At 37.6% G+C, this 26,755-nt stretch carries 18 protein-coding genes; 10 read left to right on the top strand and 8 right to left on the bottom strand.

Annotated elements, in window-relative coordinates; translation table 11 throughout:
• Positions 1–209: 209 nt before the first annotated feature.
• On the top strand, positions 210–3,260 hold the full coding sequence (gene ydiJ, locus OCI93_RS15090) for a D-2-hydroxyglutarate dehydrogenase YdiJ (RefSeq protein ID WP_261626755.1): 3,051 nt from the start codon (positions 210–212) through the stop codon (positions 3,258–3,260).
• Positions 3,261–3,311: 51 nt separating this feature from the next.
• On the opposite strand, the gene OCI93_RS15085 is transcribed toward ydiJ, so the two are convergent.
• Positions 3,312–4,523 carry a tyrosine-type recombinase/integrase gene (locus OCI93_RS15085; RefSeq protein ID WP_261594997.1) on the bottom strand — a complete coding sequence of 404 codons (1,212 nt, stop codon included), beginning with the start codon at positions 4,521–4,523 and terminating at the stop codon, positions 3,312–3,314.
• Positions 4,524–4,636: 113 nt separating this feature from the next.
• Positions 4,637–5,113: an NYN domain-containing protein gene (locus tag OCI93_RS15080; protein WP_261626754.1), complete on the bottom strand. Its 477-nt coding sequence runs from the start codon at positions 5,111–5,113 to the stop codon at positions 4,637–4,639.
• Between the two features lie 1,805 nt (positions 5,114–6,918).
• Between OCI93_RS15080 and OCI93_RS15075 the strand changes: the two genes are divergently transcribed.
• The 4 genes from OCI93_RS15075 (at position 6,919) to OCI93_RS15060 (ending at position 12,547) form a co-directional block, all read left to right on the top strand.
• Positions 6,919–7,755 carry an ion transporter gene (locus tag OCI93_RS15075; RefSeq protein WP_261626753.1) on the top strand — a complete coding sequence of 279 codons (837 nt, stop codon included), beginning with the start codon at positions 6,919–6,921 and terminating at the stop codon, positions 7,753–7,755.
• Positions 7,756–8,392: 637 nt separating this feature from the next.
• Entirely contained in the window at positions 8,393–10,642 is a 2,250-nt protein-coding gene (locus OCI93_RS15070) for an acyl-CoA dehydrogenase (protein ID WP_261594942.1), read from the top strand.
• 137 nt (positions 10,643–10,779) lie between these two features.
• Positions 10,780–11,727 (top strand): kinase, encoded by a 948-nt coding sequence (locus tag OCI93_RS15065; protein ID WP_261626752.1) that lies wholly within the window; start codon positions 10,780–10,782, stop codon positions 11,725–11,727.
• A 1-nt stretch (position 11,728) separates the two neighbouring features.
• The gene (locus OCI93_RS15060) at positions 11,729–12,547 is read left to right on the top strand and encodes a DMT family transporter (protein WP_261626751.1); all 819 of its coding nucleotides are present in this window, start codon (positions 11,729–11,731) and stop codon (positions 12,545–12,547) included.
• A gap of 33 nt (positions 12,548–12,580) precedes the next feature.
• Here OCI93_RS15060 and OCI93_RS15055 read toward each other — a convergent pair whose 3' ends face one another.
• Together OCI93_RS15055 and OCI93_RS15050 are read right to left on the bottom strand one after the other, a co-directional pair.
• Positions 12,581–14,197 carry a S8 family serine peptidase gene (locus OCI93_RS15055; protein ID WP_261594946.1) on the bottom strand — a complete coding sequence of 539 codons (1,617 nt, stop codon included), beginning with the start codon at positions 14,195–14,197 and terminating at the stop codon, positions 12,581–12,583.
• Between the two features lie 200 nt (positions 14,198–14,397).
• Positions 14,398–15,459, bottom strand: coding sequence for an ABC transporter substrate-binding protein (locus OCI93_RS15050; RefSeq protein WP_261594947.1), 1,062 nt, complete (start codon positions 15,457–15,459; stop codon positions 14,398–14,400).
• Positions 15,460–15,597: 138 nt separating this feature from the next.
• Here OCI93_RS15050 and OCI93_RS15045 point away from each other — a divergent pair, with 138 nt between their 5' ends.
• Both OCI93_RS15045 and OCI93_RS15040 read left to right on the top strand, forming a co-directional pair.
• On the top strand, positions 15,598–15,990 hold the full coding sequence (locus tag OCI93_RS15045) for a cytochrome b562 (protein ID WP_261594948.1): 393 nt from the start codon (positions 15,598–15,600) through the stop codon (positions 15,988–15,990).
• Positions 15,991–16,141: 151 nt separating this feature from the next.
• Complete coding sequence (locus tag OCI93_RS15040; RefSeq protein ID WP_261594949.1) at positions 16,142–16,405, top strand: hypothetical protein; 264 nt, start codon at positions 16,142–16,144, stop codon at positions 16,403–16,405.
• 375 nt (positions 16,406–16,780) lie between these two features.
• Here the strand turns inward: OCI93_RS15040 and OCI93_RS15035 are convergent, their stop codons facing one another.
• A complete protein-coding gene (locus tag OCI93_RS15035; protein WP_261594950.1) occupies positions 16,781–17,434 on the bottom strand; it encodes a DUF6058 family natural product biosynthesis protein in 654 nt (217 codons plus the stop codon).
• Between the two features lie 431 nt (positions 17,435–17,865).
• Here OCI93_RS15035 and dapA point away from each other — a divergent pair, with 431 nt between their 5' ends.
• The 3 genes from dapA (at position 17,866) to OCI93_RS15020 (ending at position 21,120) form a co-directional block, all read left to right on the top strand.
• Positions 17,866–18,780 (top strand): 4-hydroxy-tetrahydrodipicolinate synthase, encoded by a 915-nt coding sequence (gene dapA, locus OCI93_RS15030; protein ID WP_261594951.1) that lies wholly within the window; start codon positions 17,866–17,868, stop codon positions 18,778–18,780.
• Positions 18,781–18,837: 57 nt separating this feature from the next.
• Entirely contained in the window at positions 18,838–20,136 is a 1,299-nt protein-coding gene (locus OCI93_RS15025; protein ID WP_261594952.1) for a DEAD/DEAH box helicase, read from the top strand.
• A 195-nt stretch (positions 20,137–20,331) separates the two neighbouring features.
• Positions 20,332–21,120: a PhzF family phenazine biosynthesis protein gene (locus OCI93_RS15020; RefSeq protein ID WP_261626750.1), complete on the top strand. Its 789-nt coding sequence runs from the start codon at positions 20,332–20,334 to the stop codon at positions 21,118–21,120.
• Positions 21,121–21,431: 311 nt separating this feature from the next.
• Here OCI93_RS15020 and OCI93_RS15015 read toward each other — a convergent pair whose 3' ends face one another.
• The 3 genes from OCI93_RS15015 to OCI93_RS15005 form a co-directional block, all read right to left on the bottom strand.
• Positions 21,432–24,032, bottom strand: coding sequence for an ExeM/NucH family extracellular endonuclease (locus tag OCI93_RS15015; RefSeq protein ID WP_261626749.1), 2,601 nt, complete (start codon positions 24,030–24,032; stop codon positions 21,432–21,434).
• A 274-nt stretch (positions 24,033–24,306) separates the two neighbouring features.
• Positions 24,307–25,083 (bottom strand): putative porin, encoded by a 777-nt coding sequence (locus OCI93_RS15010; protein ID WP_261626748.1) that lies wholly within the window; start codon positions 25,081–25,083, stop codon positions 24,307–24,309.
• Between the two features lie 423 nt (positions 25,084–25,506).
• On the bottom strand, positions 25,507–26,712 hold the full coding sequence (locus OCI93_RS15005) for a hypothetical protein (RefSeq protein WP_261594956.1): 1,206 nt from the start codon (positions 26,710–26,712) through the stop codon (positions 25,507–25,509).
• Positions 26,713–26,755: the final 43 nt, after the last annotated feature.

Raw genomic sequence — 26,755 nt, 5'->3', positions numbered from 1 at the left:
TCGCAAATATTAAAGCCAGTAATATAAACAATACACCTAATAATAAAATCAAAATTTTCTTCATATCATTATCTCATTCAAGCATTACATCAACTATAAGATAATTTGTGTGTCAAAGTTTGCAAATTATGTAACAAAGATTAAATTTCCCAATTTTTTAAATCTTTCTACATGTTACAATAAGATAAAAGCAATAACTTATTACCGTCATGATTGCCAATATAAGTCAGCAAGATACAGCCAACGAATTACTTAATAATTACCTAAACACAATTAAGCAAGCGGGTTTCGTGGGTGAAACAGATTCAAGCTATGCAACTCGATTGATAAATGCGACTGATAACAGTATTTACCAAAATGTACCACAAGCCGTTATCTTTCCTACCTGCAATAAGGATATTCAAACAGCGTTGCAATGTGCATCGCAAGACCCATTTCTATCTTTGACTTTTGGCCCTCGCGGAGGCGGTACAGGCACAAATGGCCAATCTTTAACGCCTGGTATTGTCATTGATTTATCAAAACATATGCGAGAAATTATCGAGATCAATGTTGAAGAAAAATGGGTTCGAGTACAAGCCGGAGTGATAAAAGATCAGCTTAATGATTACCTAAAAGAATTTGGCTATTTCTTTGCTCCTGACTTATCAACAAGTAATCGAGCAACTATTGGTGGTATGATAAACACAGATGCATCAGGGCAGGGGTCTTTAGTTTATGGCAAAACAAGTGATCATGTTTTGGGGCTTACAACATATCTAGTTGATGGCACCGAGTTATGCACCAGCAAAATTGCGACTGATAAAGCACAAGTTATCGCTCAGCAAGACAACCGCACCGCGCAAATTTACCAGCAAGTATTGGCATCTTGTAAAAATAACCGGCATCAAATTTTAAGTACATTCCCAAGACTGAACCGTTTTTTAACTGGGTATGATCTAGAAAACGTTTTCAATGATGATTTAACCACCTTTGATTTATCGAGAATTATTACCGGCTCAGAAGGGTCTCTTGGGGTTGTAACTGAAGCAAAGCTAAACATAACCCCAATTGCTCCCTACAAAACCTTAATAAATATAAAATACGACAGCTTTGATTCTGCCCTGAGAAACTCACCATTTTTAGTAGAGGCGAGTGCAACATCAGTTGAAACCGTCGACAGTAAAGTATTGAATTTAGCTAAAGAAGATATTATCTGGCATTCAGTATCGGACTTAATAACCGATGTGCCTGGTATTGAAATGCAAGGCCTCAACATGGTCGAATTCAATGGTGAAACTGCTGATGAAATGGACAGCAAAATTTCAACCCTGTGCAGAAACCTTGATAATTTGATTGCAAATAAAGAAGCTGGCGTTATCGGTTATCAACTTACCAATGACAAAGCCGACATTCTTAAAATTTATGCTATGCGAAAAAAATCGGTTGGCTTATTAGGTAACACCAAAGGAAAGCAAAAGCCTCTGGCTTTCGCTGAAGATACTGCCGTTCCTCCGGAAAATTTGGCTGACTTTATTGCTGAATTTAGAAAGCTCCTTGATGCTCATAAACTTCACTATGGTATGTTTGGCCATGTCGATGCAGGGGTATTGCATGTTCGACCAGCTTTAGATCTGTGCGATCCTGAGCAAGAAAAGCTACTTCGTCTCATTTCAGATCAAGTCGTTGCTTTAACTGCCAAATATGGCGGCTTAATGTGGGGAGAGCATGGTAAAGGGTACCGCAGTGAATATGGACCGGAGTTTTTTGGTGAGCAGTTGTTTTGTGAATTACGAAAAATAAAAACTGTATTTGATAAAAGCAATAGACTAAACCCTGGTAAAATATGTACTCCAATTGAAAGTGAAGACTCACTTGTCAGTGTTGATGACCAAAAACGTTCTTGGTTTGATAAGAGTATAGACGTTCAAGTACGTGACAGTTTTGACAATGCCATGAACTGTAACGGTAATGGACTTTGCTTTAATTATGATGAAACTTCACCAATGTGTCCTTCATATAAAGTTACGAAAGATCGTCGACACTCACCAAAGGGTAGGGCAACTCTAATTCGGGAGTGGTTAAGACTGCAAAGCGCTGCAAATATCGACATACTAAATGTTGAGAAACAACTCATTTATAAAGAAAACGACATAACTTGGTGGGAACGTTTTAGAAATAATCAGGCCAAACAACAGGGTCAGTATGATTTTTCTCATGAAGTTAAAGAGTCAATGGATGCATGCTTAGCCTGCAAAGCATGCACCACGGCTTGCCCTATTAAGGTTGATGTACCTAGTTTTAGAGCTCGCTTTTTGAATTTATACTACAGTAAATACAATCGTCCTTTAAAAGACTTTTTAGTTTCTAATATTGAATTAATGGCTCCTTTACTTTCAAAAATTGCGCCAATTGTAAACCCTATAATATCAACTAAATTGGTTGCGGGTTTAATCAAACATGTGTTCGGCTATGTAGATACACCTATGTTGAGTACACCATCAGTGCAACATAGAGTCGACAAACAATTTCAATTTAGTGAAGCATTAATTGAATCTATGACTGAGGAACAAAAACAAAATTCAGTCTTTATTGTACAAGACCCATTTACCAGTTACTACGAAGCTGAATTAGTCTCATCTTGCATTGATGTTATACAAGCATTAGGAAAAACACCTATTCTGCTACCATTTATTCCGAATGGGAAAGCTCAACATGTAAAAGGATTTTTGAAAGAATTTAGTAAAACGGCTCAGCGTAGCAGTGAATTTTTACACAACATAGCACAATACAATATACCTATGATTGGGTTAGATGCATCTCTTGTTATGGTTTATCGTGATGAATATAAGCAATTTGCTTCTCAGGAGCACCTAAACTTTAAAGTAGAATTAGCATACGATTGGCTAAGAACTCAAGATTGGTCAAAGATAGTTGTAAATGTAGAGCCTGGAACTGAATTTACGTTGCTGTCTCACTGTACTGAAACAACTGCATTACCTGATAGCCCTAAAGTGTGGAGAGAAATTTTCTCTCAGTTAGGGTTAAATCTAAAGACACCTAATACCGGATGTTGTGGAATGGCAGGTACATATGGACATGAATTAGAAAACCAAGAAAATAGTTACTCTCTGTATCAAATGTCTTGGCAAGCAAACGTAAAAGCTACATTAAAAAATAATTTACTCGCAACTGGTTTTTCATGTAGGAGCCAAGTAAAACGCTTTGACAAACAAAAACCTCTTCACCCAATTGAATTTATTGCGCGCTCAATTAATTAATATAATTAGCAATTAGCCTCAAATTTAAATTTTGAGGCTAATTTAACATAATTACAATTTACGTTTTGAACCTGACTTAGCTCTGTCTTTTATGTTGGTTTGAATATAGATTTGGTCTGTTGTCGCTATTTTGGAGTGACCCAAATCTTCAGATAAGTGCTTAAGTGGTCGGTGTTGTGCATCGTGTGTTGCACCCGTATGCCTTAACCAATGCGCAGTTGCGGCTTTAAGTAGTTCAGCTTCATCTATAAAGCCGTCTTTGTTTAACGACTCTACTGCTAAATCAAAACTTTGCTGAACAATTCGGCGCAGTTGCCGCACATTCATTCCACCTTGACCCCGTAATTTATGGATTATTGGAAATGCTTCATCAACGCGTGGCAAGGAGGGTAAACCACGGTAAGTCCTATATCTTTTTAAGCATTCAACAATATCCTCACTTAAAGTTACATCTCTAAGCTTATTGCCTTTGCCCATAATTCGTAAATACCAAAATCCGTCTGGATCTTGCCAAAAGTGGCTCATAACAGGTGACCACTGGGGCCTTTCCGACAGCTCCGAGATCCTTAAATATAAGCCTTTTAAGCACACAAGCGTAAATAAATTACGTTCTAGCTCTGGTTGCTGTTCACTTCTGTCTTTAGTCACACCTAATACATACTCCCATTGCAAATTGCTCAGCGTATCAGGCAGCTTGATCTGCGATTGTACAACTAAAAAAGGACTATTTTTTTTTACTACAGGAACAAAATTGGTATTCGTCTTTTCTTCTAAAATTGCAAATTTGTAAAACACATTTAATGCAGTAAACATAGCAGCTAAAGTTTGTTGGCTTATGCTTTTTTCTTTCTCAACAAACGGGCGCCAATTTAAATTAACGACTCTTTTACCTTGACTATCTTTGTAACGCCATTGCACCGAATCAGCACACCAAGCTGCATTTGGCTCAACCACAAAATCAACATACTGTTCAATGTCATCTCGTCTTAAAGTAAATACAGATTGCTGTTTATGGTGCCAAGCCCAAAGGTAAAAACGTTCCAATTCATTACGGAAACGGCTAAAAGTGGCTTCAGATTTACGACCATAAACATACAGAAAGTGATATAAGAATTGTATATCATCATATGTTTGCGGTATTAACGCGGTTGTATTTTCCAAGTATAAATTTAGCTCAGGGTATTCTTGCTGTAATGTTTTGTCATCTATATGTGCTATTTGATAGCGAAGTTGTTTTAAAGTGTCGACTAAAGGCACTAACATCATCATTAAGTCCGATACTAAATTTTAATATCAAGTATAAAGGTATATTTCTTTTTAGCAAAGAGCTGTTTAATGACAAAGCCAAATGCTTTTATAAAAAACTCTTATAGGATTTAAGTTAATAACAATTTTCCATCGATAGGGATGAATGTATCACAACTATCCATAAGTAACTGAGCAGTAAGCTTTTGTGCTCCATATACACGACTTGAAACATCATAATTTTTGCGTATATGTGATAATAAAATAGCAAAGTCACCATCCCCTGATAGTAAAACTACTTCATCAACTTGTTTTGCGGCTTCTAATATGTCGATCGTGATTCCTACATCCCAATCTCCCTTCTTTGACCCGTCACTACGCTGGATAAAAGGCTTAAGTTTTACTTCAAAACCAATGGCCCGTAATATATTTTGAAATTGAGTTTGCTTGTCATCGCCACGATAAGTAGCGTAGGCATACGCGTATTCAATTGAACCAAGCTGTTGTGCATGCGACCAAAACGCGTTGTAGTCAAAATTATAACCAAGTGCATGTTTGCACGTATAATAAATATTCTGCACATCCACAAATATGGCTATTTTTTTCATTTCTACCTCACCTCCATAAAGCATTTAGGTTAACGGAATTAATACATTTGTACTAATTATATTTTTACTGTTATTTATAAAACATAACTTACTATCTTACTATGTGACTCATGGGCAATTACTATCCAGATACATTTTTGGCTTTAACCTTATAGTAATCAGCCAGTTAATTACTGTGTATGTATTTCCAATATACGACTATAAAGTTCAGTGCATCATGCTCCCTCTATATAAAGAACTCTAGTAAAGTACATCCAGAAAATAGAATAAGTTTTGATAGATTAAACTGGTAATATTGGTTGATTGCTGTTCATAAAGTATACCAGTAAGATGATTCTAGCGGTTCAATATTCGCGGAATATTTAATCTTTAAACGTTAGAAGTCAACACCATTTCAAAATTTACTTGGCACAATAATAAGGAATAAAACAATGGTAATATCGCTAAAATTAAAAGCAAAAAAAATAAAAGAATTATCCAATAAGGATGCTGAATCTATATATGGGGGAGCTTACATATCATTCAAGGCTTCAAGAAAGAATCGTGTGAATACGATAAGAACCAAGCCTTTATCATTAAAATGTTAACACTAGATAAGATGATAGAATTAAAACTAGATAATTATAAGTGACATGCCAATACTGAAAAACTATGAATGCTTAAAATGAATAAGATAGCACTAAATTAATCTAGTGATGAAAGATCAAAAGCACTTATTTATAAGAGCAAATAAAATAGTAAATTTATGCTCCGGCTAAACTAAGTATTGGCATTGAAATATTGGTGAGTGAAATCGACCTCAACAGTTTACACATAAGCTAATTACTTAAATGTATGATCTTGCAAATAAAGCTTGTCATCAGCCAGCCTAAATAAGCTTCAATATGAAGCAGAGCAGGATCATATTCTGTACAGAGCATCTCTATGACCTCATAGCATTCGTTTTTCTTCCTTACCTAAAGATAATCTTCTTATTTTTTCATCTCAATCTAGTTAAAGAAAACTACACAAAAATCACCCAATACCACAATTTGGTTGATGAGATATATTAATGGTGCTACCCAAAGGCTTCCACTACTTTGTTATTCGCAACTAACATAAACTATTATGCTGCATTGCTCATTTCGCGTAATGAAAGTTTTGATTTGAAAAAATTCATACCTCAAAGATCAAAAGCCCTTAATAAAAACTGCTTAGTTAAGATATTTATTCCTATTTGTACAGAGTAAACCAACAAAGAGATAATAGAGCATAGCAATCAATGCTTTTGACGCTAAACCTGTTTGTAATGCTAGCAAATGTACTACCGATAAACACCACTTGGTTTGAGCTCACAATTGTGGCTCATTTTGCTTCACAGTGATGCCTAAAAAATTAATTTAAAAAGCTTAACATTAACTGTGTAATGGTCAAAATCTTCCGATAAAAATTTGATATTTGTAAGATTGATATAGACATGTGAATAACTTCAGGTAAAGGCATTTAGCAAACTGTAGTGTTAAGTTCATAGTTCACGTTGAGTACACTCAAACTGCGGGGCTAAAAACTAGCATTTATAAAACATAGTATTACCTGAGTTTATTTACAAAAAACTGTCTAATATCAATAGTGATTCGACAACGTTGTTGATTTATAAGCAGTTACATCGGGTAAAAGCTCTATTTACATAACCTAACAACCTGTGTGCTAATCATTACTATTATCTGGAATTTTTAAACGAACGATAATCCTAATTAGCTATTAATTAGGATATAATCACGCAAATTTTATGTAATCGCACAATCATTCAACTTAATTGGCAGCTTATGTACGAAACTATCAAAACACGATTAAATAATTTAAAAAACAACAAAGCGTTTGAGCTTTCTGTTGTGGCTGTGATCATCATCTCTGCACTGGAAATTGGTGCAAAAACATTTCCACTCTCTAGTGGCGCGGTATCGGTTACACATGTGCTTGATATATTTATAACCTTATTCTTCCTTTTTGAATTATCGGTTCGATTTATCGCTGACGAAAATAAAAAACGTTTTTTTACAAAAGGCTGGAATATTTTTGACACTCTCGTTGTGGTGATCAGTCTCATTCCTATTAATGACAGTGAAATGGCGCTACTCGCTCGGCTAGTGAGGGTATTTAGGGTGCTTAGAATGGTGTCGGTTGTACCTGAACTTCGAGTATTAATCAATTCATTGATTAAGGCATTACCACAATTAGGCTATGTTATCTTACTTATGTTTATTATCTTCTACATTTACGCTGCTATCGGAAGTTTCATATTCAATGAAATTAATCCCAAGTTATGGGGTGATATAGCAATTTCAATGTTAACGCTGTTTAGGATTATGACGTTTGAAGATTGGACAGATATTCAATACGAGACGATGGAAGTCTATCCAATGTCTTGGGTATTCTATTTATCTTTTATATTTTTTACTGCATTTGCGTTTTTAAATATGGTGATAGGCATTGTGGTGAATGTGATGGAAGATGAGCGCTCTAAGTTACGAAAAGAAAAAGAAAGCGCTCAAAATATACCCACCATTGAAGACCTACACAGTGAAATCCAGCAACTAAAAGCATTAATTATAAGCCAGCAACAAAGCACTAATGATTTAACTAATAAAGAGCATTTATCGTAGCTATAGGCAAGCACATTAAGCCATACTTTCGTATATATTGAATTATTTAATGAACAAATCTAATGCACAGAGGCGGCAGGGAGTCGCCTTCAATATTTTAAGTTTATGATATGTGCAGTGTCATCCAGTGCAAAAAAAATTATAAAATATTACTATTAAAGTATTTAAAATTTGAAGCGCATAAAATCACAATTACCAGTTAAACATATGCGTACAAACTCTTCATATCAAATTTACCCTTACATTTATTCATTCTCGCGTGCTAAATATCTCAATCACTACGTTTAAAGTTGCTTATGTAGGATAACGATATACCTAAATACTTGTCTAACTTATATGAAGGTATTTACCTTATCGATAGAGGGAGCCTAGTCACCAAGTCATTTACCTATCACGATTCAGACATCTAATTTAAAGCAATTAGCATCATTTGAAAGGGATTGCCGTCAAAAAAGCAGAATTTCAACCAAATTACAGAATCTGAGCGTACACGTGTAAGCTGCTAATTTATCGATAAATATTCTCAAAAAAATAAAATGACGATAAAAAACTCGTTAAAAGTTATGTAGAGTGATTGATCTATTGTGATTTTTATGCCGTAATGTAAGACATATGTATCTGGTCGGATGAGTTGATTATGAGTTTAAGAACACAATTAAAGAAAGTATTACCAAGCATTTCAGTAACGGAACAAGAAGCACTGGATGCTGGTGATGTATGGCTTGAAGGTTCAATTTACCAAGGTAAGCCAGATTTCGATGCACTTAGAGCTGTGCCAGAGGCAAAGCTAAGCGCTGATGAACAAGCCTTTTTAGACGGGCCGGTTAAAGAATTAATGGCAATGATAGATGATTCTGTGATCCAAAACAGTAAGCATTTACCTGATCATATTTTAGAATTTTTGAAAAAAGAGCGTTTTTTCTCACTTATCATTCCAAAGTCTTTTGGTGGCCTGGAATTTAGCCCTTACGCTAATTCGACTATTGTGGGTACGATTGCAACTAAATCATCTGCTGTTGCCGTTACCGTGATGGTCCCTAACTCTTTAGGGCCTGGTGAGTTATTGCTGCACTATGGTACTGAAGATCAGCAAGCTCATTATTTACCACGTCTTGCTAATGGCCGTGAAATTCCATGTTTTGCGCTTACAAGCCCTGAAGCTGGCTCCGATGCAGGTGGCATACCGGATATTGGTGTTGTTAAAAAAGGCCAATATAATGGTGAAGAAGTACTTGGTTTAGAGATAACTTGGGACAAACGATATATTACGCTCGCGCCTATCGCAACCGTATTAGGGTTAGCATTTAAAGTAGAAGACCCTGACAGTTTACTAGGTGGCAAAGAACACCTAGGTATTACTTGTGCGCTGATCCCAAAATCACACCCTGGTGTAGAGTTGGGGAACCGTCATGATCCTATGGGCATTCGTTTTTATAACGGTACTACGCGCGGTGAAAAAGTATTTATACCTATGGACTTCATCATTGGCGGGCAAAAAAATATCGGCCGTGGTTGGCAAATGCTCGTTAGCTGTTTAGGTGCCGGTCGAGGTATTTCATTACCTGCACTTGGTGTTTCAACGGCGCAAGTAGCGCTAAAATCAGCATCAGAATATGCTGCGGTTCGTGAGCAGTTTGGCTTATCAATTGGTCAATTTGAAGGCATTCAAGAAAAGTTAGCTGACATTGCTGGTAAAACATATTTACAAGAAGCCATGCGCGTTTTAACCACTGAAGGTTTAGGCATGGGCTTAAAACCATCAGTAGTTACAGCAATTGCAAAATACCACATGACAGAAATTGGTCGAGATGTTTTAGACTCTGCGATGGACATTCAAGCGGGTAAAGCAATTCAAAATGGTCCACAAAATACCTTAGCAAGTGGGTATGTGGCTCAGCCTATTGCAATAACAGTAGAAGGCGCGAACATATTAACTCGTAACCTAATGATTTTCGGTCAAGGTGTTATGCGTTGCCATCCATATTTGCAATCAATGGTTGAATCTATTCATAGCCAAGAAAGTGATGCAGATAAAAAGTTTAACAAGATTTTTCGTAAAACAGTTGGCTACAGTGTAGCAAACAGCTTACGTGCATTTCGTTTAGGCGTCTTACCATTTACAGCAGGAAGTAAATCATCATTACCTGAAGTGCAAGCATACGAAAAAGCGGCCCACCAGTTATCTGCTAAATTAGCTGTCTATGCTGACTTTTCTTTATTAGTATTAGGCGGTAAGTTAAAGCAAGCTGAAATGCTGTCGGCACGCTTGGGTGACGTAATGAGCTATTTGTATGCGGCTATGGCTTCTATCAAATACTACGAGCAAAAAGTAGCCGTTGCGGATAGACAAGCTGCAGCACCTTATTTTCATTATGCAACACGTTGGGCATTACAAAATGCTGAAAATGCATTACACAAGTTTTTAGACAACTTCCCATCACCGGTAACACGTAAATTTATGCGCGTGATCACCATGCATTTTACACACAAAATGCCAGCTATTAGTGATGATTTAGTACGTGAACTGGCAAAATCAGCACAAATGGATACAGCTTTTAAAGCACAACTTACGCACTTGATTAAGCCAACAGCTGGTGATGGTCATGATATAAATGAGCAGGCATATAAAGCAAAAATGGCTTGCTTAGATTTATTGGCAAAAGTGAAAAAAGCATTACGTAAAAAAGAGATTAAAGCGGGTGTACGTTTTGCTCAAACACTAGATAATGCGCTAGCTGCAAATCTGATCAGCTCAGCTGAATACACACAGTTGATTGATTATAATAAGAAACGTGAAAAAGCGATTCGTGTTGATGAATTTGATTTTGACATGAACTTGCTTGATGACAATGCAAAACCTATTGAGAATGTACAGCAAGCAAGTTAAGTAACTTTCAACAATGCCCTAAGTGCCAGCCGTAACGGCACTTAATTATTTCAAAAAGCCCCAAAACTAAGTTAGGGGCTTTTTTTATGCACGAAACGTGGTAGGGTTTTGATTAAATAACTAACTTTAAAAACATCATGTTATATCAATTTTTGAGTGAACAATTTAGTGAGGTCATTGATAAAGACAAACACACCTTACTTTGGAGTGGCTGTGGTGAAGTTCGTAAAATGTGTCTTGATGAGCAAAATGTTGTGGTTAAGTTTTCATATGTGCCTGAGCAATTGGTTCATCGCCATATTCAGCAGTCTGACTTTGCATTGTCAAGGAAGCGTACTTCTTACAAAATTGAGTTAACATTTTATCAATGGTTTCACACAAATCCAAAAGCGGGGTGTCAAATACCTGAGTTGATATTTTCCAGTCAAAAAAACAATGCGACCTGTTTGGTATTAGCAGACTTTAGCTATCAAGGTTTTGTGCAACATACTGATGTTTCAATGCAGCAACATCATGCAATATTGAGTTGGCTTGCTCGCTTTCATAGTCAATTTATAAATCAAAGTGAGCAGATTGGCTGGCAACAAGGCGGCTATTGGCATTTAGCTACACGCCCTGATGAGTGGCAAAGAATGCATCATCATGGACTCAAAAACCAGGCACAATATATTGACGATTTAGTAACACACTGCCCTTATAGGTGTGTCATACATGGTGATGCTAAAGTCGCAAACTTTGCCCTAGATAATTATTTAAATGTTATAGGTTACGATTTTCAATATGTTGGTGGTGGAGTTGGTGTGCAGGACGTGATGTTGTATTTTACCAGTGTGTTTGACGAAACATCATTATTTAATCATGCTGATAGGTTATTAGAATATTATCTTAAACAGTTAAATGCGCACTTAAGAATTAATCATTCTACAGATTATGTAATAAATGTGATTAACAGTTGGCGAGCACTATGGCCTGTTGTTTGGGCTGACTTCCATCGTTTTTTACTCGGTTGGAAACCTGATCATGTGAAAATAAATCAATATATGCTTGAACACACAAACGCCACTTTAGCGCAAAATAGAGGCTAATATGATTTATGCATTAATAAGTGCGCTGTGTTGGGCTGGGTTTGACCTATGTCGTAAACAACTAGCTCAGTCATTCAGTGCCCCTAAAATGTCGATTATGTTTAGCTCGCTGGTGTTACCCATATTCTTGGTTTTATGGATCTTCAGTGGTGCAACATTGCCAACTAATGATTACTATTTAAGTGCAACGGTTAGTGGATTACTTGCTGCGTTTGGTAGTGTGTCGTTTATCCGAGCTTTGGCGTTAGGTAAAATGGCTATTGTTTTACCTATGTTGTCATTCACGCCTGTTTGTTCAGCCTTACTTGCTTGGCTATGGTTAAAAGACCCTTTGAATTCTATACAAATTATTGCAATTTTAGGTATTACTTTAGGTTCCTTTTGGGTACTAGGTGGGCGTCTTAAAACCCAAGAAGCTGGTGTTTGGCAAGGATTGCTAGCTGCATGCTGTTGGGGATGCTGCATTGTACTCGACAAATTTGCATTACAATACGGACCTAAAGAGTTTCACGCAATCTATATCACTATTATTATTTTATTTACCATTCCAACAATGCTTGGGGTAAAAATAAAGTTTAATATTTTAAAAAAGTTTCCTCTGTGGTGGTTGTTTGCGACTTTATGTTTTTCGGGTGCTGTCATTTTTCAATTTATGGCAATAGAGTTGCTACAACCTGGGGTAGTTGAAGGATTAAAGCGTGCGGTAGGAATTCTAAGTGCATTGCTGGTAGGTATGTTATTTTTCAAAGAGCAAATAAGTGTAAAACAAAGCGCAGCAATTATGTTAATTTTGATAAGCAGTGTAGTTTTGGTGTATTGAAAGCGCCCACCAAAAGTGGGCGCTAAAAATAGCTTAGTTACAAGATCCTACACGTTTCCAAACATTACTAAAGATGTCTGGTTGTGCTTGACGAGACCACCAAATGGCTTCGTACTTATAGTTCTTATATGACACATTATTACCAATTTGGTATGTTTTAGAAGCAGACCACGCGGCAATGCCACCACATCCAATTGGGTCATCACCTTGGATAGTTATTGATTTAGTAACTGAGTTTGATTTATTGCCATCAGAAGCCGTTAATGTCACTTGATATGTACCAGCACTTGCATAGGTATGCGATGGTGATGTTACTGTACTACTTCCTCCATCACCAAACTGCCAAGCATAACTACGCGCGTCTTTAGATGAGTTAGAGAATTTCACATCTTTACCATTAACGCTAAAGTTAAAGTTAGCAACAGGGCCAGTTACAGGGTCGCCACAACCGTTTTGCGCAATATAATCATAGGCTGCTTTAGCTTGTACAATACCGTAACCATAAGAAGTATCACGACCTGCTGCACCTTTATCTTTCGCTGTGTTATTTAAGACGCTACGGATTTCATCATTAGTACAGTTGGTGAAGTGACTCCACACGAGTGCTGCAACACCAGATACATGAGGTGTTGCCATTGATGTACCGCTAATTGACTTGTAAGCGTTATTATTCCATGTTGAATTTACACCAACACCAGGTGCGGCAATTTCAACTTGGTTATTGTACTGAGAAAAAGATGCTTTATTTTCTGAGCTGTCAACCGCAGCTACAGACACAACCGCATTGTAAGAAGCAGGATAGCTTAGGGTGCTGTTACCACTATTACCAGCTGCAGCAATATGTAATACGCCACGGCTATAACTTTGCTCAAATGCATTACGTTCTGCTGTTGAGCTATTGCCACCGCCTAAACTCATACTCGTGATGTTTGCACCAGCAGATTCACATTGTTCGATAGCTTTAATCAAATCAGAGCCATAAGCCCATCTACCTTGATCATTAAATACTTTTACAATGTGCAAACCAAGTTGCCCAGACGGATTAACGCCTACAACCCCTTGACCGTTACCGCCAATCGCAGCAATTGTACCAGCGACGTGTGTACCGTGGCCGTTTCCATCGTTATACCAATTGCCTGTATTATTTGAACCATGCCCATCATTACCTGTGATTCCAGTACTTGGTAAATCTGGGTGATTCAAAGTATACCCAGTATCCATAATACATACTTTACGGTTACCACTCATGGTATCTGCTATTTGGTTCGCTTGAACCATGTTGATCCCGTAAGGTGTTGATTCAGCCATTAAAAAACGTTTAGGATCTACCTCAACGTTGGCAACTTGCGGGTTTGATTTAAGCTCTGCTAGTTTTTCAGATGTTACATTCATAACGACTGCATTAACACTTGGCAGCGCTGTCATTGGCTCTACATTAAGCTGATGAGCAAACGAGTTAAGTGCTTGTTGCTTGTAGTTAGAAGCATCAGAGTTGCTCACAGATAATGGCAATGTATTAATTACATTATCTTTAAGTGTTACTATTACACGTTGTTCCTCACTTGCTGCAACGTGGCTTGCACTTAGTGCTGCACCTACACAAACTGACAGAATTGAAAGTTTTACGCTTTTAGAAACTATATTTTTCATTTTTAATTACCTTTATTACATGTTGTTAACCCCTGTAAATAAAACAGGTAAATAGTTCCATGTCAACAGTCTGTTTTTTGAGCAAAATAAAAGGCGAGAATAATATTTTCATAAATAAACACAAAAAAATATTAATTATTTAATATATTCTTAAAATTCACTTTATTATTCTATTTTATTGCTTATTTAGGTATTAAAAATTATTTGACCAGCGCTGTCATATTATCAAGGGTAAATGGCTTTGCTGTTGGAGTTGCATGTGCAACGGAAAAATAGCGAAAGTCGATTTGAGCTACATTATTACCGTGTATTGCTTGATATAAAGGCGCATATTTAGGTTGGTAAGCTTTAAAAATCGGCAGAGTTAGATCGCCAATGGCATTGCGATTATCGGCGGCAAAATCAGCAATTTTAACAATAGCTAGCGCGCCTAAAGTTACATGGCCACCCACCGAAACATCCAATAACTGATGTTGATTTTTGTCCCAGTTTATTCCCCCAATTTTTATGTTTTGGCGGACCGATAGCTCCTCTGCTGCACGGGATGCACCTACCGCCATTGCATCGTTTGCAGCCCATATTAATTTAGTATTTTCAAAGCGTTTCAATAGCCCTTTAGTAATGCTATAAGCTTCTTGCTCTGACCAACCAGCATTAACTCTTTGTAATAACTTTAAATAGTAAGAGCGGTTACTGTGGCTCAGTAAGCCTTGTTCTCGTAATCTGGCGGCATCTGTTGCTAAGTCACCAAGCAATGCCAAAGTGTTAATAGTTGGGTTTTTTGCAGATTTTATAATAAGATTTTCTAATTCTTGAATAAGTACCCGACCAGCTTGAAAGTTGTCTGGCACTATGCTTCCTAATATTCCCATTCCCCGAGCTTTTAAACGCAGTACTTCTTGCTTGCTAGGTTTATTAAGAAGAAATAAAACTTTATTGTGTATATGCTTTGATGTGAGCAATGCCTGAGCTGCTGCTGATTTTTCATCAACTAAAATGATGTAATGATCTTTGCGCGTTAAAACTTGATCAATCAGGTTTTTCATACGTATATGATTGCGCTGAGCATACACGGTTGTTAATTCAATATTTAGATCATCTGCCGCGGCATCCATTAGTGAAGACACATTAAACCAAAAATTACCGGTAGGGTTTTCTTGTGCAAAGCCTGGGTTTACAAATGTCACTTTTACCTGCTGTGCCTTGCTAGGCAATGCTAAGAGCAATAAAAGTACAATAAATGCAAAGTTTTTTAGCAACACTTACCTCCTTATCTTTTGTTAAGTAACTATTATGGCACAAAAACCTAAAAGTACTTGTGTAACTTCATGCTAGTTTTTTACATTACTTTGCTGGTATTAAAAAGCACATTATAATGCTCGCAATTTTTAGGAGGATGTATGTACAATTTTCTATTACTCGTTTTACTAAGCCTGAGTACACAGTTATTTGCTCAGCAAAGCAGTAAGTTAGAAGTGACAATGAAAAACATGGGCCATGCCTATAAGCAAGCAATGAAAAGCGAGTCACAGCAACAGCTATTAAGCAGTATTAAATTACTGACTGATCACCTATTAGTAAGTAAACAACATCAGTTTAATGCGCAGCTACATGATAAATCGCAAGCAGGACTAGATAAGGTACTTAGAATAGTCAACGATAGTAAATTGTTAGCTAATGAAGGAAAATTAGCCGATGCAAAAACTAAGCTTTTAGAAGTCGACAAATTACGAAAGCAATACCATAAATTGCATGAGCCTCCGAGCATTTGGGATTTGCTGTTTGGAAACTAAGCGCTTGCTCAATGATATTGCTTAAATTTGAGTCCATATTATGAATTATTTCCTTAATCAGTTTGAATATTATGCAACTATGTATAACAGGGCTAGCTATTCGTGTTCAGCCTGATATAAAGGAAAGGGTAATGTTTAAGAAGGAGCCGCTATGACGGAACAAAACCTACAACTAGATAATAGCGTCATTGCAACATTAAAAAATAAAGATCACTCAGCTTTAAGTGAAAAGCTTGATAGTATGGCTTGTACACATACTGATATTATTGAGCTTCTGGCTCAATATCAGGCACTAAGTGAACAAGAAGACGATGAACGATTTGATAATTGGTATGATGGCTTATGCAAGTCTCAACTTGATGTACTGAAGGCTTTTGAAGTCATGCGTGCGCATTTTGAGCAAGAGCATCAATAGCAATATAACTAAGATAAAGCATTTTAGTGTTCCGCTGAGCGAAATCATGAAAACATAACATGCGACAGAAACTGTTGTTTTTATTAAAGATATTTACTGTTTAGTAATTTATGTAGCTGATTTTGCTTTATCTAAGACTTTTGCGTATTTTCATTGAACAATGAATTGGCAATGAAAGTACTACGAAGATGAAATGTTTAGTTTTGTGGACTGTAGTTTTCTGTTAAATAACGTAGCCGCAGCATGTGCGATTAATGCTCAGATATTATTAAGTGGGCCAGTTATTGTGTGCAGCCCAGATGATAATGCAGCAATAAAAAAACCTAGTGCCAGTTAATAAGCTTATTCTTAATACTAGATAAACCTATAAATGGACTATTTGATAGAAAGGTCATACTTGCTAATTAATGCATCAATGTAACGCTCACGCAAAGAATGGTTGTGTTCATGTTTTGCTGGGTGACTAAAAGCACGATTAAGTAATTTAATTGCTTGTAATAAGCGAGGCCGTTGTTCAATGCTTACACTCGGTGAGCTTCTTCCTTCTGTTATTTCATCGACAATAACGCGCCCTAGCTCAATGTGAACCAGCTCTTCAATTAAACCATTTTGGCTTAGCACACCATACTTACTACACAAATATTGTTGCCACGCTGTTTGAATTTGTTCACATAAATCATCACTAAAGCATTCGTCGTGACATTCAAACCCCTGTTGTTGGCATTTACTTAAACTCTGCGTGTAGTGTTGATAAAAAAGTTCATAGGCTTGCGCAGAACTTGATATTTTGTGTTTTATTAAATCTAAGCCCCACTGCGTACACCCTCTAGGGTAATAATCTGTAAACTCTTCACATTCGTACAAGCCAAGAAAAGAACTGCACTTTATTTGGTTTTGAATACTATAACTGGGTTTAGGGAACAACCCGGTTTGTTGCCAATCATATAATTGCTCAGCACTTATTTTTAAGCCATGGCAAAGCTCTTCAGTACGGTAAAAATGTGTATTTAGATGATTAAGTAAGCTCATTATTTTTACTGGATAAATGTACAGTAAAATCATTGTGGCTGATATTACTTTTAGTTTCAAGCAATATGGATGTATTTTTGTAGTCTCTAAAATAACAAAATTAAATTACGACAATGCTAAGTTATCTTTAACCGCAAATTTGGGTAAGAGTTTGGAAATAGTAAACATCCAAAAGCGCTGAACATTCATCATCCAATAACGCGATTTAGCTCAACATCACGTTACTTTCACATGTAATAACCGACTATTACAAGTGAAAGTAACGCAGATAATGGTCGAAATAACTTTATTGGGCAAATTCATCTTACCAAGAGCTAAGGTTATTTAAATAATTGTGCTGTTTTTGCCAAATTTAATACTTTGCTACTCGGATAATATGTCTATTTATGGTAAAACAGTGCGCAAAGTCAAAACTGCAAAATTAGAATACGATGCGAACAATTCAAACGATAAAACAAGCGAGCTTAATCACGGCAATTAAAACTCCGTACACTGAAAATGGAGAAATTGACCTAAATGCTTATGATGATTTAGTTAAGCAACAAATAGCTGGTGGAGTTGAAGGTATCATTGTTGGTGGCACAACGGGCGAAGGTCAACTAATGAACTGGGAGGAGCATTTAATGCTCATCGCGCATAGCGTAAACACATTCTCAGATAAATTATTGATTGTTGGTAATACTGGAAGTAATAACACCCGCGAAGCAGTTAAGGCTACCGAATATGGGTTTGCATCAGGAATGGATGCTGCTTTGCAAATAAATCCATATTACGGCAGAACATCAATCAAAGGTGTGATGACGCATTTTGAACGTTTACTAGATATAGGCCCTGCGTTTATCTATAACGTACCCGGTAGAACGGGACAAGACCTAACTCCCGACATTATAGAGCCATTATCTAAACATAATAACTTTATTGGTGTAAAAGAGTGTGCAGGCAATGAGCGAATTGCTCATTATGAAGCTAAAGAAATTGCTTGCTGGTCAGGTAATGATGATGAAGCACATGATAGCCGCCATCATTATCAATCACATGGTGTTATTTCAGTCACTTCAAACTTAATTCCAGGATTGTTCCGTCAATTAATGGATACTGAAAATAATGAGTTGAATCAGCAGTTACAACCACTCATGCAATGGTTATTTAGCGAACCCAATCCCATCGCGATTAATACTGCTTTAATCATGACTGGCGCCGTAAAACCCGTGTTTCGCTTACCATACTTACCGCTAGAAGACGCGCAACAACAACAGGGTATTAAACTGATCAACCAACTTAACGAAGTTGACATTGTTGGCTCAAAAGCTCGGGTTATTGACGAAACACGATTAAAACTTTGTTAGGCTTGCACAAATAACGTATAATCTGCGGCCCTTAAGTATTGGTCGCAGGTTTTTACCATGAATTTTAAATCTTTTAGCTTTTCACCTTTGCTGCTACAAGCATTAGAGGAATTAAATTTCCATACCTTAACCCCAATACAGCAAGCCGCTATACCTGTTGTGCGCAAAGGGCATGATGTATTGGCAACAGCTCAAACGGGAACTGGTAAAACAGCAGCGTTTGCACTACCTATCTTACAAAAATTACTCGAAGGAGAGGGTGGACCTCAACCACGAGCGCTTATTGTTGCACCAACGCGAGAATTAGCGGAGCAAATAGCGAAAAATTGCGATGCATTTTGTAAACACACGTCGCTTAAAACCGTTGCACTATTTGGTGGCGTGAGCACTGAGGGACAAGCGCAACAGCTCTCTAAAGGCAGTGATATAATTGTTGCCACACCGGGACGACTACTAGACCAAATACGCTTGGGCAATTTAAGTTTAGCGAAAGTTACCCACTTGGTACTTGATGAAGCAGATCGCATGCTAGACATGGGCTTTATTAATGATATGCAACAAGTGATCGAGCTTGCGGATGAGCATCGCCAATTACTATTATTTTCTGCCACTTTCCCTTCAGCAATGAAACAGTTTGCTGCGCAAGTATTACGTCATCCTAAATATGTACAAGTAACACCTGAGAACACAACCGCTGAAACAGTTCGCCATGTTGTATACCCTGTAGAACAAAGCAGAAAAAGAGAATTGCTGTCTGAATTGATTGGTAAGAAAAATTGGCAACAAGTCCTTGTTTTTGTCAACATGAAAGATGTTGCCGATGGGCTAGTGGAAGAGCTAAATTTAGATGGCATACCTGCTATTGTATGCCATGGAGATAAAAAGCAAGGCGCACGTCGCAGGGCTTTACGAGAGTTTAAAGAAGGTAAATACCGAGTGTTAGTGGCAACCGAGGTGGCTGCTCGAGGTATTGATATTGAAGGCTTACCACGAGTCGTAAATTATGACTTACCTTATCTTGCTGAAGATTATGTTCACCGTATTGGCCGCACCGGTCGAGCAGGTAATCAAGGACAAGCGATTTCATTTGTATCTCGTGAGGAAGAGCAAGTGCTGGTACATATTGAGCAGTTGATTGAGCAACACATTAAACGCTACTATTTACCTGGCTATGAAGTTAGTAATCGAGAGTCTTTGATTAAAAAGTTGACTAAAAAACCGGCACATCAACGTCGCCAGCCACGAAGCAACCGCCCTAGCAATCAGGCCAGTGGTGAAGCAAGGGCTAAAAATCGCTCTCGTATAGCCAATGTACGAAAGCAAAATAAAGGCAAAAGCTTAGGCTTAGATAAATAAACTTTGTTTTAAAATTGCCCGCTATCAAATTGGCGGGCAACAATCATTAGCTTCATTATCAAGTTTGACCTTTGTTCACCAGTGCAACTTTCCTGTTTATATAACTCTTTTTAATACATTATCTGTTCTGCCTATTGATATGAATACTTACTTAGGTCTAAAGTGTTGTTTTGCTTTTTTTGATCAGGATGTGTTATGAAATTACCAATTTATCAAGTTGATGCTTTTGCCAGTGATTTATTCAAAGGCAATCCCGCTGCAGTCATACCACTAGATGACTGGCTTGATGACACGCTCATGCAAAAAATTGCTCAAGAAAATAACCTCTCAGAAACTGCTTTTTTCGTAAAAGCTAACACAGGGTACGAGTTACGTTGGTTTACTCCCAAAGAGGAAGTTGATTTATGTGGCCATGCAACACTTGCCACCGCCCATGTGCTCTATCAACACTTAGGCTATGATGAAAAAAGCATATCTTTTCACACTAAAAGTGGCATGTTGGAGGTCAGTAAAACCACACAAGGCTATAGCATGGATTTTCCAGCCTCTGTTTTGGAAGAAGTGCCCGTACCGCTTGCACTGCTACGTGGGTTAGGCGATATAGAACCAGTGCAAGTGCTTGCCGCGTTTGATTATGTTGTTGTGCTCAAAAATGAGGCTCAACTCAAAGCTCTTGAACCTGATTATAATGCTTGGCGTGAATTAGAGCTACGCGGGGTGGTTGTGACTGCAAAAGGTGACAATATGGACTTTGTTAGTCGTTGTTTTTTCCCTAAACTTAAAGTTGATGAAGACCCAGTGACAGGCTCAGCTCATTGTGAATTAGCACCTTACTGGGCTCGTACGCTTGATAAAACGCAGTTATGTGCCTCACAAATTTCGCATCGCGGCGGAACTATTTTATGTAACGTTAAAGATGAAAGGGTGATGTTAATTGGCCCCGCCATTGACTATATGCATGGTGAAATAAATTATATAGAGTAATTAAGTATGACTAGTTTAGGCCTACTTGACTATCAATAGTGGATTTAAGCCTTTACTGCTCAGGTGCTGCTCTTAACAATTCACATATTGTGCATTGGTTTATGCAATACTTACTTTCTACCACTTTTAACCAAACTCGCCTTTATTAGGTCTGTGTTATACCTATATTCACTTTGATTGAATGAGCTTAAATGCGAACAAGTAGATAAAATTAACACCATCTTACGTTGTAATTTTTAGAAACGTTAAACTTGTATGGGTAGTAAAATAACCGCCAGCGTGTGCTGGCGGTTATTAGTCACTTATAGTATTTACTTCGTTGCTTTGTACTTAAGTGTTACATTCGCGTAAGGGAAAATACCTCTTAAACCAAAGTGCCATACACCCGCTTCAGGGTTATCTAATGAACATTGCTCTTCACTTCCCCAAAGGTATGGACGACAATCATATTTGAAGTAGTGTGTTTTCTTATTGTGACGAACATACAGGTCTGCTTCGCCATCGCCACTAATGCTTACTTCAAGGTTTTTATACCCTTCAGGTAGTTCAATAGAAAAACGTTGCCACCAAAACCATCCAGATAAATTAGTAAATTCACCTTCAATAACTTCCTGCTTTGTTTTAGTTTTCAACTCGATGATTATAGGGTCATGATCTGAAGCTCGATAAGCATGCTCTGCATACAAACTGGTTTTGTGTTTATCAGATTTATATTCAGTATTGTAATCAAGCGCTACAGGTTCATCTGCGTTGATATGCCAATCGACAATATCGACCACTTTCTCCATCATAGTTTCACTGGCAAAAGCATGGTCTAAACTGCCTATACGGCCTTGATAAACATACGAGTAATCTGTATTGGTTTGATGAAGCTGCTTTTTAATATCTTGATAACCTTGGGCCACATAAGTGCGAATAGGGTCTTCTTGACCATAGGCATTCATATCACCAAGAATGATTGTATCTGGGTCGTCTTGGCCCGTAGGTGAGGTTGTTAGCCAGTTAGATAATACTTCTACCGCGTTTACGCGAGTTTGGTTCCAACATCCTTGACCATCACTTTGATCTTGGTCTAAACCTTGTGCTTTAGAGCAGCTACCTTTTGAGCGCAAGTGTGCAACCACCAAATTAAAGGTTTCTTCATTTTGTAAATCAGTAAAGGTTTGTATGACCGGCGGACGATTACCATAATCAAATGGTACTGCTTCTGTAAATGCCGCAGTGCCTACTTCTTTTACTTTATTGCTACGATAAATAATCGCAGACATGATAGCATCGCCACCTACTTTATCCGTGCCCAGATCAACATAAGCATAGGTGTTTTCTGAGTCCTGTGCATTAAGCGCTGCGGTTAAATCAGCCAATGCACTTAGCTCACCAAAACCGTCGTTTTCCATTTCTAAGATACCAAATAAATCAGCATCAAGTTTCAACATTGCTGAAACCGTTTTAGCTTTTTGACGCTCAAATTCTTCTGCTTTATCTGCACCACGAGGTGTAGGGAAGCCTGCACCTTGGCCATCACCGTTGAAGTAATTTAGCACGTTAAAGCTTGCTATACGTAAGTCACCTCTCGTGGTAACTTCAGGTGCATCGGTACGCGGGTTGGCTGAAATAAAGTTAGGTTGTGACGTTGGTTGGACCCGATATTGACCAAAGCCATAACCTAAGACACCTTGCACATTCGTTACTTTATCACCTAAACGTAAAGTATTGTAGGCATCTAGTTCAGGGTTTGGATAGGGGATCACATCAGGGTTTTGCGCTGTTGAACCATCATCTAACAATATCTCTTTCGACTTATTTTGTACTTCTACTGCGTTAGCAGCATCACCAGGTAATGTAATTTGAGTCGCTTGAAACAAGCGTTCAGTCGCCAAGCGCACTTCACCATATCTTTTTAAACCATATGTATCATTAACAACTAACTCATTGCTAATTTCCACCAGCATACCTTCAACTGCTTCAAGGCCACTATCATAGGGTAATGTAATAGTTGTTGTTGGTACTGATGCATTAGTACCACACACTTTAAGTGTGGTTACTGAACTCAATTGAGTTTGACCGTATTTTTCTTCTACTTTACCAAGTACTTTTACTATGTCACCGTTATTCACCACTGTGCCAGTGTAGTAAACAAATATGCCTTCTGAAGAGAGTACCTCATTATCTTGGTCAGCTAATTCTTCTTGCAAGAAAAAACCTTTCAATTGTTCATCACCCTGCAAAGCAGCGGTCACAACCCCTTGTAGCTCTACAGTTTGACCTTTAAGGGGGCTTTCATTAGTTGTGCCTTGAACTTGGTTTATCAAGACATTGTTTAAATCGCAGACTAAGTCTTCAGGTTCTGGTGGCAGTTCGTTTGAGTGTACACCTATATTTGAAAAGTCATCTTTTGCATTAGCTAGCCATTGAGTTGATGGTAAAAACTCATCGCTGCCATTGGTATCGCCAATTAAAAATTCTGGTTTGCGAACTAAGCTTTTATCTTTAGTATTAGCTTCATCGTCTGACCAACTAGCACCTGGGTCAACACCAATCTGACCTAAGCTGTCGACAATATTGTCAGCTTTTAGCAATGCAACGGCATCATCGCCATTGAACCAACTTCCACCAGATAATAATTGTGCTTTATTGGTTAGTGTTTCATTTGCACTTGAATGAGCAACAACATAAGTTGTTTTACTTGCTAAGGTGCCATCTAATGTAATTGTACGACCCGCATCGCTTTTGCCATTAAAGTAAAAAGAAATAGCATAGCCTGCTAAATCAATGGATTCATTGCCCGTGTTATAAAGTTCAACTGCTTTGTTGTAGCTACTGCCTTCAACATATTCAGAAATAATTAATTGTGCATGAGCTGGAATGCAAGCCGCTGAGATAAGCGTTGCTAATAGTGTTTTTTTTAACATTTTATTATAGTTCCCGTGTTTAGTACTAATCTAGCGAGTTCACTAGAATTGAATATTCTACCCTATATTTATTGCATTTGTGTTTAGAAAGTTTCTCAATACACAAGCATTAGGTAAATAGATGTAAAATTTTTAATTACATTTGTACGGGTTTGTTGGTTAGAGGGGCTTAAGTTTAGTGATGATTTGGTAAATAAAAAACCAATAAAATTTACATTTTGGTAAGTTATATTGGTTTATGGGAATGCGGTGAGCACGTCAGCGCACCTAAAAATTAAAAGTAGGCATTAAATGAGATGGATGCCATATTGCCTTCATCTATATAACCGATACGATAAAAGTACTTGTCAGATATAAAGTACTTTGCTTCAAGCTGTACTCTAGAATCTAATAACCCTAAGCCAAAAGCCAAATTTTCATTCAAATAGTAATTTGCCATTACGGTAGTCACTGAGCTGCTATAAACATAATTATAATGTGAAGCATCAATAGAAAAATATGCTCCACCGGCAAGTTTTTTGAAGTAACGGCTAGAGACCATCCAGTCATCAGGGTTATCTTGAATGCCTACGGTCACACCTAAGTAGTCGGAGTCATTAATCTGGTGATTATATTGCGCTTGATACCAAATTTTGTCTGAGTGATTATCTGAACGCCGACTCTGTATTGATAGTTTTAGCGCGTCATTGTACAAATAACCAAAACCAATACTGTGGTTATCTTCTTCGCTTAGGTCGCTAACCGCGGCACTAACAAAAAAGTTATTATAAAACGCTTCACCTGAAGCGCTAAAGAAATTGTTATTGTCATTATCTGTATAACTCACAGACACCTTAGAATCTGTATCTAAATACCCAAAGTCATCCCATACCCCTGTATTGTGTTGTGGAGTAAAATAGTACGCACTATTAACTCGCAACGAATTAAAGCTGGTTTTTTCCGTATGCGCGTAACTGGCGCTATTGAACCATTGCTTGTCGTTCGCTTGGGCACTCGTGGTTAATATACTGATTGGAATTAAAAAGGCTGTGATAGGTAATAAGTAACGCATAGTATTCCTTACTGAGTTAAGCGTTAAAAAAATCAACGAGCTATGCAATGTGCATCTCGCTGAGGCGTAAAATATATAAACTTCACTTCTATCGCAAGCCTAAAAATGTAAAATTTATAAATATAAGCTTAATAATCAAAAGGAAAAGCTATATTTTACTAGAGGCTGTTGATCTTTGAGATGTAAATTTTGTTCAAATCAAAGGCTGTCATTACGCGAAATGAGTAATGCAGCATAATAGTTTATGTCAGTTACGAATGACAAAGTAGTGGCAGCCTTTGGCTGAACCGTTTAGGAAGCGCCCATTGGGCATTTTTTCTACGTCATCAGCTGACTTACATAGAATAACTATGGGTGCAGGTTTTGCCTTGAGAAAATACCCGAATAACTGCTGTAAAAGCACATAGCAAAGGTCAACAGCCCCTAGCTATGTTCAAAGTAAATTCTATAAGTTGCAGACCAAATAGGAAAGTCAACATCCATTAGATAGCAAACAAACTGTTCTGCATCGAGGTTAGCATACTCCAAGAGGTATTTAACTTTAGAGTGCATTTTACTGTTTTTGTTCAGTAAGTTTTGGGGAGCCTGTAAGCTTATCACTCTTAGTTCAGGAAAATCTGGCAAACGTTCAGTCCACATATCACTGACATTGAGCTTACCTTCTTCAACTTTTTGGTTACCATGGTAGCAACCCACATTAACGTTGCTACTTCTATCAATCGCTTTATCAAGTAACACAAGTAATGTGAGTCGCTTAGTTGGGTTCTTAATTGAAATGCTGGTTGAACTACATTGGCTCTTATTTGTGAGCGGATTTACCAGCTCATCAGGGTTATTAAAAATAAAAGTGGCATCAAAACGTGGCGCGTCTGGCAGTTCGTCAAATACAATTCCTGAATTACTGGGGGAGTAGCTGCTATAAGCTTGCTCAAGCCCCGGTGTTGAGTACTCTTTTGCAATACCAATGGTAAATTCATTAGCGCTAATTTGACTCGACTTTGAGAGTAATTTAGGGCGAATAAAATCACTTGGGTGGGGGTGAGTATAAAACTGTACGAATGGTGGTGCCCCTCGTTGGCGTTTTATTCCTGTTTTGCTGATCAATGCAACTTCTTGTAAATAATCGGCTTGCGGGTTTTGACGTGTGAGTATATAGGTACAAAATACATGATCTATGCTAAACCCTAACAATGACTTTGCTGCGTAATATAACTGCGCTCGTTTGTCTTGTTGGTGGGGGATTTCATCCGTATTTGGCTCATGTAGCTTTTGCAACTGCCGTTTTAAATCAGCATGGCTGCTGGCATAAGTGCTAATACTTTCAGCAAATAGATGACATGACTGGATAAACTGTTGAAGATTGGATTCGCTGATATGTGGTTTGAGCTTTTGTGAAAATTCTTCTAAGGCTTTAATTCCTGGAAGTTGCAGTAATACCTGCTCACCAGTGGCCGATTTTTTTGCATTAAATACACGCTGACTGTTCGATCTATGGAAATTTAAAAACTGCGTTAGGCCATTGATTGTGTTTGCACTTGCAGGAAGTTCAGCAAAAATTGCATTAAGGTTTTTTTTAAGTCGTTCGCCTAATCTGGTTAGTTCACTCGCTGTTTGTTGATTAAGTCCCATGATATCAAACCGTTATTTGTATATAAAAGGTAGATTACATGGG

The sequence above is a fragment of the Pseudoalteromonas holothuriae genome (assembly GCF_945859825.1).
Classification (GTDB): Bacteria; Pseudomonadota; Gammaproteobacteria; order Enterobacterales; family Alteromonadaceae; genus Pseudoalteromonas; species Pseudoalteromonas holothuriae.
The sequence above is the reverse complement of the archived record's forward strand: the minus strand, read 5'-3'. Positions and strand labels throughout refer to the sequence as shown.